Source organism: Acidocella sp. (assembly GCF_052326845.1).
GTDB lineage: Bacteria > Pseudomonadota > Alphaproteobacteria > Acetobacterales > Acetobacteraceae > Acidocella.
Map to the genome: position 1 here is coordinate 1 of NZ_JBKQJR010000107.1, position 9,435 is coordinate 9,435.

9 protein-coding genes are annotated in these 9,435 nt (G+C 65.2%); 6 read left to right on the top strand and 3 right to left on the bottom strand.

All coding sequences use genetic code 11. The features are described 5' to 3' along the window. From alr to ACLPJJ_RS07170, 3 genes are all read left to right on the top strand, one after another. The coding region (gene alr, locus ACLPJJ_RS07160; RefSeq protein ID WP_443590261.1) for an alanine racemase at positions 1 to 850 on the top strand (850 nt) is incomplete at its 5' end. After that, on the top strand, positions 847 to 1,638 hold the full coding sequence (locus ACLPJJ_RS07165; RefSeq protein WP_443590262.1) for an MlaE family ABC transporter permease: 792 nt from the start codon (positions 847 to 849) through the stop codon (positions 1,636 to 1,638). The genes alr and ACLPJJ_RS07165, both read left to right, overlap by 4 nt. Then, a complete protein-coding gene (locus tag ACLPJJ_RS07170; RefSeq protein ID WP_443590263.1) occupies positions 1,635 to 2,405 on the top strand; it encodes an ABC transporter ATP-binding protein in 771 nt (256 codons plus the stop codon). The genes ACLPJJ_RS07165 and ACLPJJ_RS07170 overlap by 4 nt, the downstream gene beginning before the upstream one ends. Here ACLPJJ_RS07170 and ACLPJJ_RS07175 read toward each other — a convergent pair whose 3' ends face one another. Then, complete coding sequence (locus ACLPJJ_RS07175; protein WP_443590264.1) at positions 2,406 to 3,806, bottom strand: helix-turn-helix domain-containing protein; 1,401 nt, start codon at positions 3,804 to 3,806, stop codon at positions 2,406 to 2,408. 122 nt (positions 3,807 to 3,928) lie between these two features. Between ACLPJJ_RS07175 and ACLPJJ_RS07180 the strand changes: the two genes are divergently transcribed. The 3 genes from ACLPJJ_RS07180 to prpB all read left to right on the top strand — a co-directional run bounded on the left by ACLPJJ_RS07180 (position 3,929) and on the right by prpB (position 7,641). Next, a complete protein-coding gene (locus ACLPJJ_RS07180) occupies positions 3,929 to 5,431 on the top strand; it encodes an MmgE/PrpD family protein (RefSeq protein ID WP_443590265.1) in 1,503 nt (500 codons plus the stop codon). A gap of 88 nt (positions 5,432 to 5,519) precedes the next feature. Continuing rightward, on the top strand, positions 5,520 to 6,668 hold the full coding sequence (prpC, locus tag ACLPJJ_RS07185) for a bifunctional 2-methylcitrate synthase/citrate synthase (RefSeq protein WP_443590266.1): 1,149 nt from the start codon (positions 5,520 to 5,522) through the stop codon (positions 6,666 to 6,668). Between the two features lie 55 nt (positions 6,669 to 6,723). Beyond that, positions 6,724 to 7,641, top strand: coding sequence for a methylisocitrate lyase (gene prpB / locus ACLPJJ_RS07190; protein ID WP_443590267.1), 918 nt, complete (start codon positions 6,724 to 6,726; stop codon positions 7,639 to 7,641). A gap of 39 nt (positions 7,642 to 7,680) precedes the next feature. Here prpB and ACLPJJ_RS07195 read toward each other — a convergent pair whose 3' ends face one another. Both ACLPJJ_RS07195 and ACLPJJ_RS07200 read right to left on the bottom strand, forming a co-directional pair. Continuing rightward, positions 7,681 to 7,869, bottom strand: coding sequence for a hypothetical protein (locus ACLPJJ_RS07195; RefSeq protein ID WP_443590268.1), 189 nt, complete (start codon positions 7,867 to 7,869; stop codon positions 7,681 to 7,683). After that, positions 7,866 to 9,224: an NRAMP family divalent metal transporter gene (locus ACLPJJ_RS07200; RefSeq protein WP_443590269.1), complete on the bottom strand. Its 1,359-nt coding sequence runs from the start codon at positions 9,222 to 9,224 to the stop codon at positions 7,866 to 7,868. Before ACLPJJ_RS07200 ends, ACLPJJ_RS07195 begins: the two co-directional genes overlap by 4 nt. Between the last annotated feature and the right edge of the window lie 211 nt (positions 9,225 to 9,435).

Sequence of the window (9,435 nt, forward strand, 5' to 3'; positions counted from 1 at the left end):
CATCGCCGTGCTGAACGGGCTGTTTCCGCACGCGGCAGCGAATTTCTACGCGCACAACGTCACCCCGGTGCTCAGTTCGCTGAGGGACATCGCCCTCTGGCATGCCGAGGCGGCAGGGCTGGACCGCCCCCTGCCCTGCATGCTGCACCTGGAAATGGGGATGAACCGGCTCGGCCTGACGGCGCAGGAGCTGGATACGTTGCGCAACAACCCGGCGCTGCTGGAAGGCCTGCAGGTGGACGTGGTGCTGACGCATCTCGTCGCCGCCGATGCGCCGGAGGACCCGGTGAACCAGCGCCAAGCCATGGCCTTCTACGAGGCGGCGCGGCAGTTCCCCGGCGCCAAAAAGAGCCTCGCCAATTCCTCCGGCATGTTCCTGGGGCCGTTCTTCCATACCAGCCTGGCCCGGCCGGGTGCTGCGCTGTACGGCGTCAACCCCACGCCGGGGCGCGAGAACCCGATGCGCGACGTGGTGCGCCTGACCGCGCCGATCCTGCAGATCCACGAGGTCGCGGCCGGAGACACTGTGGGCTATAGCGGCGTGTGGCGGGCCGAGCGGCCGAGCCGAATCGCCACCCTCGGCGTCGGCTATGCCGATGGCTATCACCGCGCCCTGAGCAATGCCGCGCATGCCTATTTTGACGATACCCCCGTCCCCCTGGTAGGCCGGGTGTCTATGGACCTCACAACCTTCGACGTAACCGACGTGCCGGCCAACCCCGGCGACGAAATGCTCCTGCTCGGGCCGCAGCACGGGCTTGATGCACTCGCGGCGGAGGCCAGGACCAATGGATATGAGATGCTGACATCTCTCGGGCGGCGTTATAAGCGCCGGTATATCGGCGCATGAACAAGCTGCTGGATCTGGTCGCGCTCATCGGCGCGGTGGCGCTGGGCACTGTGGAATTCATCGGTGAGCTCAGCCTGTTCGCCCTCTCGGGGCTCAGCCATGTCTTCCGCCCGCCTTATTACCCCCGCCTCATCGGCAAGGCGTTCATGGAGATCGGCTATTTCTCCCTGCCCGTGGTGGCGCTCACCGCCGTGTTCACCGGCATGGTGTTGGCGCTGCAATCCTATACCGGCTTCTCGCGCTTCGGTGCGGAGAGCGCCATCGCCTCCGTCGTCGTGCTCTCGGTCACGCGCGAGCTGGGGCCGGTGCTGGCCGGACTGATGGTCTCGGGCCGCGCCGGCGCCGCCATGGCCGCCGAGCTTGGCACCATGCGCGTCACCGACCAGATCGACGCGCTCTCCACCCTCTCCACCGAGCCGATGAAATATCTGGTGGCCCCGCGCTTGGTGGCCGGCACCATCGCCCTGCCGCTGCTGGTGCTGCTGGCGGATATCCTCGGCGTGCTTGGCGGCTATCTCGTCGCCACGCAGAAGCTCGGCTTCGCCTCGGGAGCGTATCTCATCAGCACGTTCACCCATTTGAGGGCCGATGACGTGGCCTCCGGCCTGATCAAGGCCGCGGTGTTCGGCTTCGTCATCGCGCTAATGGGCTGCTTCAACGGCTACCGCTCCAAGGGCGGGGCGCAGGGCGTGGGCACTGCCACCACCGCCGCCGTGGTCTCGGCCTCCATCCTCATCCTGGCGCTGGACTATATCCTGACCCAGGTGCTGTTCGTGAAGGTCAAATGAGCCAGCCGAAAATCCGCATCCGCGGCCTGAAGAAGGCGTTCGGTTCCAAGATCGTGCTGGACGGTGTCGATCTCGATATCGAGCATGGCACCGCCATGGTCGTCATCGGCGGCTCCGGCACTGGCAAATCCGTGCTGATCAAATCCGTGCTCGGGCTCATCACCCCGGATGCGGGCGTGATCGAGATCGACGGCGAGGACGTGCTGAAAGCGCACCCGAAGAGGGCGCGGGAGCTTCGCGCGCAGATCGGCATGCTGTTCCAGAACGGCGCGCTGTTCGACTCCCTGCCGGTGTGGGAAAATGTCGCCTTCGGGCTGCTGGCGCAAAAGCGCATCAAGCGCGCCTCCGCACGGGACAAGGCCACGGAAGTGCTGGCGCAGGTGGGGCTTGATGCCTCGGTGGCCGATCTTTCTCCCTCGGAACTCTCCGGCGGCATGCAGAAGCGCGTCGGCCTCGCCCGCGCCATCGCCTCCGAACCGGCGATCATGTTCTTCGACGAGCCGACCACCGGGCTGGACCCGATCATGGGCGCGGTGATCGACGAGCTGATCGTGGATTGCGTCAAGCGCCTGGGCAGCACCTCCATCGCCATCACCCATGACATGGCCAGCGCCCAGCGCATCGGCGACGATGCCGCGATGCTCTACCAGGGCCGTGTGAGCTGGACCGGCCCCGCCGATGAGCTGATGACCAGCACCGACCCGGTGGTGGACCAATTCACCCACGGCCGTTCCCAAGGGCCGATCAAGATGGCGCTGCGGAAGTAATCAGCCCTTCAACCCGTAAGGCACCACGCCGCGCTCGGCCGTGCCTGTGTCCAGCGCCGTGCCCATCGGCGGCACGGAACGGTGCCGGCAATTGGTGCGCTCGCAGGCCCGGCAGCCGGGGCCGATCGGGTCCACCGCCTGGGGGGACGCGATGTTCAGCCCCTCGGCATAGACGGTCTGCGCCGCGTAGGAGACCTCGCACCCCAGCACCACGGCCACGGCGCGCGGCCGCGCCAGATAGGAGCCGCCCCCGCGCCCCACGGTGCGGGCGATGTTGAGATAGGTCACATCGTCCGGCGTACTTGCCAGCTGCACAAGAATCTCGCCCGGATGCGCGAAGGCGCGGTACACGTTCCACAACGGGCATGGCCCGCCGAACTGCGCGAACTGGAAGCGCGTGGCGCTTGAGCGCTTGAGGATGTTCCCGGCGATGTCGGTCTTCACGAAATAGAAGGGAATCCCTGGCAGGCCCGGCCGCTGCATGGTGCTGAGCCGGTGGCACACCTGCTCGAAGCTGGCGCCGAAGACGCGCTGCAGGCGCTGGATGTCGTAGCGCACCTGTCGCGCCGCGTCGTGGAAGCGCTTATAGGGCAGCATCAGCGCACCGGCGAAATAATTGGCGAGCGCGATGCGCGCGAGGCCCTGCGCCTCGTCCGAGGTGAACTTCACCCGGCGTAGCTCCTTCTCGATCAACTCCTTCTGCTCAAGCTGGCCAATAACGTGTGCCAGCCAGAAGATCTCGCTCTCCGGCGCCGCGTCCTCGGCCAGATACAGCCGCCGGGCGGAGCGGCTGAGCCGCCAGAACATGCCGGCAGCGAGCAGCCCGCCCGAGGTGCTGGTGGAAATGCCATGCGTGTCGCGCAGATAGCGGCGCAGATCCTCGCGCAACGTGACTGAGGAAAAATGATTATCCTCGAACACCGCCTCGGCCGCGCGGTCCAGCGCCTCGAAATGATTGGCGCGGGACTGCACCCAGTCGCGCACCTCGTCGTAGGGAAAGCGCGGCAGGGTGGCGGCGGGCGTGGAGCCCTGCTCGCTCTGCGCGGTATAGGCGCGGTAGAGCGTCATGAACGCCTCGGCCAAAGCCGGGGCGGCGCGCACCATTGCCCCCACCTCACCCTGCACGCCACGGATGGAGCGGAACAGCGGGTCGGCCAGTTCCTCTCTCAACTGCACCTCGCGGCGCGCATCCTCGCTGTCGGAGAAATAAGTTTTCGGCACCTTGAGGATGGCGCATAGCCGTTCCAGCAGCGGCGTGGTGAGCGGACGCTGGTCACCCTCTATCTGGTTGAGATAGCTGGGCGAAATCGTCAGGCGCTGCGCCAGGGCGGATTGTTTCAGCCCCGCCCGCTCACGCGCCCGGCGCAGCCGCTCGCCAGCAAATATTTTCTTGTCCGTCACGCCTAGATATTTGCAAAATTAACAACACGCAGCAAGACCTTCACTCTTATCCGCAAAGCAAATGCTGGACGGAGCAGGCAATCAGCGCAAAGAAAAGCTCAAACAAAGGAGCTCGCCAGGCCATGAAACTTCACGAAGTTCGCGTCTATCCGTCAAAAGTACAACTGAAGCGAGAAGATCAGCTCGCATGGAAGATCGCCGGCGTCGCCGCCGACAAGGTCGCCGTGCCCAAAGACGTCTCGAACATGATCATCAACCGCATCATCGACAACGCCTCGGTGGCCATCGCCTCCGTCAACCGCCGCCCCATCGTCTCCGCCCGCGGCGCGGCGCTGGGCCATATGAAGAAGGTTGGCGGCGCACAGCTGTTCGGCTGCCCCACCCGCGTGACCGTGAGCCCGGAATGGGCCGCCTGGGCGAACGGCACCGCCGTACGCGAGCTCGACTATCACGACACCTTCCTGGCCGCCGACTACTCCCACCCGGGCGACAACATTCCCCCCATCCTGGCCGTCGCGCAGGCGATGGAGAAATCCGGCCGCGACCTGATCCGCGGCATCGCCACCGGCTATGAGATCCAGGTGGACCTGGTGAAGGGCATCTGCCTGCACAAGCACAAGATCGACCATATCGCGCATCTCTGCCCCGCCCAGGCCGCTGGCATCGGCACCCTTCTGGGGCTGAAGCAGGACGTCATCTACCAGGCAGTGCAGCAGGCGGTGCATGTCTCCTTCACCACCCGCCAGTCCCGCAAGGGCGAAATCTCCTCCTGGAAGGCTTTTGCCCCGGCCCATGCCGGCAAGCTGGCCGTCGAGGCCGTGGACCGCGTGATGCGCGGTGAGGGTGCGCCGAGCCCGATCTACGAGGGTGAGGACTCCGTCATCGCCTGGATGCTGGATGGGCCGGACGCCGTTTACCACGTGCCGCTGCCGGAGCCCCGCGAGGCCAAGCGCGCCATCCTGGACACCTACACCAAGGAGCACTCCGCGGAGTACCAGTCCCAGGCGCTGATCGACCTCGCCTTCAAGATGCGTGACTCCATCGAGGATTTCGAGGCGATCGAGAAGATCGTCATCCACACCTCGCACCACACGCATTACGTGATCGGCACCGGCGCGAACGACCCGCAAAAGATGGACCCGAAGGCGAGCCGCGAAACGCTCGACCACTCGATCATGTACATCTTCGCGGTCGCGCTGCAGGACGGCTTCTGGAACCACGAGACCTCCTACGCGCCCAAGCGCGCCAACCGCGCCGACACCGTGCGCCTGTGGCACAAGATCGAGACGGTGGAAGACCCCGAGTGGACCCGCCGCTACCACACGCTGGACATTTCCGAGAAGGCGTTCGGTGCCCGCGTCGAGATCTTCTTCAAGGACGGCTCCAAGCTGGTGGACGAGATGGCCGTCGCCAACGCGCATCCGCTGGGCGCCAAGCCGTTCGAGCGCGAGGATTACATCCGCAAGTTCCAGACCCTCACCGACGGCATCATCACCACGCGCGAGAGCAACCGCTTCCTGGAGGCGGTGCAGGAGCTGCCACGCCTTGCCGCTGGCGAACTCTCGGCGCTGAACGTGGCGCTGCCCGCCGGCGCGCTGGATGAGTCCGAGCCGGGCATCTTCTAGGCCCTCTGCATTCGCGGCTGGTGTGTCCTTGCACGCCAGCTGCACCAAAGGGGGTCATTAAAAACTTAATCAAAAGAAGGGCCAAGAAATGAACGAAACGTCCACGCTGCCCAAGCCAAAAAAATCCGTTGCCTTGTCCGGCGTCGCCGCAGGCAACACCGCGCTCTGCACTGTCGGCCGCACCGGCAACGACCTGCACTACCGCGGCTATGACATTCTCGACTTCGCCGAGGTTTGCGAATTCGAGGAGATCGCACATCTGCTCGTGCACGGCACGCTGCCGAACATCGCCGAGCTTGCCGCCTACAAGGCCAAGCTCAAATCCCTGCGCGGCCTGCCCGCCGCGGCCAAAGCGGTACTGGAGCGGATCCCCGCGAACGCGCATCCGATGGACGCGATGCGCACCTATGTCTCCATGCTCGGCACCATCCTGCCGGAGGCGCATGACCACAACCAGCCGGGCGCCAAGGACATCGCCGACAAGCTGATGGCCTCGCTCGGCTCTGCCCTGCTGTACTGGTACCATTTCTCCACCAACGGCAAGCGCATCGAGGTCGAGACCGGCGACGACTCCATCGGCGGCCACTTCTTGCATCTGCTGCACGGCGAAATGCCGCGCGAGAGCTGGGTTCGCGCCATGCACACCTCGCTCATCCTCTACGCCGAGCATGAGTTCAACGCCTCCACATTCGCCGCGCGCGTCATCGCGGGCACGGGCTCGGATTTCTACTCCGCCGTCACCGGCGCCATCGGTGCGCTGCGCGGGCCGAAGCATGGCGGCGCCAATGAGGTCGCCTTCGAGATCCAGAAGCGCTACGCCAACCCGGACGAGGCGGAGCTGGATATCCGCGCCCGTGTCGCCAATCATGAAGTGGTGATCGGCTTCGGCCACCCGGTGTACACCATCGCCGACCCGCGCAACGCGGTGATCAAGCGCGTGGCCAGGCACCTCTCGGACGAAACGCGCTCCACCAGGATGTTCGACATCGCCGAACGCATCGAGACCGTGATGATGGACGCGAAGAAGATGTTCCCGAACCTGGATTGGTTCTCCGCCGTCTCCTACCACATGATGGGCGTGCCCACCGCCATGTTCACCCCGCTCTTCGTGATCGCCCGCACCTCCGGCTGGAGCGCGCACATCATCGAGCAGCGCATCGACGGCAAGATCATCCGCCCCTCGGCCAATTACGTGGGACCGGAAGATCTCAAATTCGTCCCCCTGGCGGACCGTTAATTTCCGCGCCCCCGCCAGGACAATCTGGCGGGGGTTTTAGCTTATGGAGAATACCGTGACTTATCTGAGCGCTTCCTCCTACTGCAACATCCCTGCGGGCGACCGCTTTCGTGCCCTGCTGGCCAAGCCCGGCATTCTCGGCATTCCTGGCACGCATAACGGCCTGGCCGCGCAGCAGGCGCGCAATGCCGGGTTCGAGGCCTGCTATCTCTCGGGCGCTGCGATGACCGCCTCCATGGGCCTGCCGGATCTCGGCATCATCACCGTCGATGAGGTCGCGTTCTTCATCCGCCAGGTCACCCGCGCCTCTGGCCTGCCTGTACTGGTCGATGGCGATACCGGCTACGGCGAGGCGCTGAACGTGATGCACATGGTCCGCACCTTCGAGGATGCAGGCGCCGCCGCCGTGCATCTGGAAGACCAGATCCTGCCGAAAAAATGCGGCCATCTGAACGACAAGAAGCTGGCTTCCCCGCAGGACATGGCGGCCAAGGTCGCCGCCGCGGCGCATGCCCGCCGGCATCTGTATATCATCGCCCGCACCGACGCCGCCGCCTCCGAGGGCATGGACGGCGCCGTGGCCCGCGCCAAGCTGTACATGGAAGCCGGGGCGGACGCGATCTTCCCCGAGGCGCTGAACACCGAGGAGATGTTCCGCGAGTTCGCCCGCCGTATGCCGGGGGTGGAGTTGCTCGCCAACATGACCGAGTTCGGCAAAACGCCATTCTACACCAAAGAGCAGTTCCATGATTTCGGCTACAAGATGATGATCTGGCCCGTTACTTCGCTGCGCGTCGCCGCCCGGGCCCAACAAAAACTATATAAGGCCATCGCCAGGGATGGCGGCGCGCAAGGCTGCGTCGACCAGATGCTGACCCGCAAGGACCTCTACGCCACCATCGACTATGCCGGGTTCGAGGCGCTGGATTCCACCATCGTGAGGACGATCGTGCCGGAAGCGATCACGGAGTAAGCCGCCCGTTAAAACGCGCGGGACAAAACCCGCGTGTTTTTATTTGCCTGCCATCAGCGCCTTCACGAAGGCATAGACCACCAGCGGCACGGCAATAAGCACATACACCCGCAACACCCAGAGCAGCGTCAGCACCGTGCCGCTCAGCTTGCGGCGCGGATAGGGGCGGTATTTATGCGCGGAACGCTGCGCCGGTTCCAACGCCTGCAGGATTTCATCCTGGGTCATGACGGAAACACCGTAAGCACGCCGTACACGGCCCCGGCAATCGCGATGCCTATGATGATGGCCCCGCCAGCAATATTGGCGAGCCGTCCATTCGCGAGCCCGCCCATGATCTCCTTGTCATTCACCAGCAGCAGCAGGAACAGCAGCGCCGGGGCCATCAGCAGCGTGGCGATGACGTTCACCGTCAACGTCATCGCCAGCAGCGGCGCACCGGGGATAAGCACGATCCCCGCCGCCAGCACGGTGGAGAAAATCGCGGCGCCATAGAACCAGCGCCCGGTATGGAAATCGAGATTGAGGCTGTGCCGGGAGGATATCGTCTCGGCCAGGGCGTAGGAGGAGCTAGTGGAAATCGTTGCCGCGGCGACCAGCCCGGCCTCGGTCATGCCGAGCGCGAACAGTGTGGCCCCGGCATGGCCGATAAACGGTTGCAGCGCGGTGGCGAAATCCGCGCCGCTGGCAAACTGCGACACATCCGCATGCGCGGCGTAAAGCGGCGCCGCCGCCACCAGCGTGGCGATCGCCGCCACTGCGGCAATGAACGCGCCTACGCCGGTGTCGATCCGGCCTTGCGTCAAATCCGCGCGGGTGAGGCCCTTATCCACCACCGCGCTCTGCTGGAAGAAGATCATCCAGGGCGTGACAGTAGCGCCGATATTGGCCAGCAGCAGCACGACGAAACCGGTTGTAAACCCGCCCGGCAGCGGCCCCCAGCTGGCGAGCGCGTGCGCCAGCGCCGCGCCGTTGGGGTGCGCCAGCAGCGCCGCCGGAATGAACAGTAGATTCCCCGCCGCCAGCGCCAGCAGCGTGCGCTCCCAGGTGGCGTAGCGGCGCATCGCCAGCGAGGCGAAGACCAGCGCCACCCCCGCCCCCACGGAGACAACGGGCCTGAGCCCGAAATACAGCCCGCCCGCCTGGATGGCGATGAACTCGGTGACCAGCGTCAGCAAATTGCCAAAGACCAGATCGGCCATGGCAAAATAGCCCCAGAACGGGCCGAAGCGCTGGAAGATCAGCTCGGCATGGCCGCGATGCGTGGCAACGCCCAGGCGCACCGTCATCTCCTGCACCGCATAAGCCATGAGGAAGGTGAGCAGGATGAACGGGACGAAAAACCCGACGCCATAGGTGGCACCCGTGGTGGCGTAGGAGACCATGGACGGGCCGTCATTCTCGCCGAGCATGACCAGCACGCCAGGCCCGGCCAGCAGCCAGAGCAGCCGCAGCCAGCGCTTCTGCGCCCTGGTTTTCTGCACTTCCAGCCGGTCGCGGGCGCGCAGCATGTCTTCGCGCGTCACATCGTTGGCGGGGCCACCCTGCCCATTCATCGGCATCAGCATCGCGTTATCACCCATGTCGAAAGCCTAGCCCTGCGCAGGCTTTCGTCAAGGGATGTCCGCCCCCTCCCCGGCGGCAGCGCAATGCCGTATCATCGTCTTCATGCCACATGACCATGCCGCCCCCGGCACGCGCGACGTCCCCGCCCTGCTGGAAGCGGCGCAAACACTCTGCGCCAAGCACGGCACCCAGCTTACCGCCCTGCGGCGGGAGGTGCTGGACCTGATC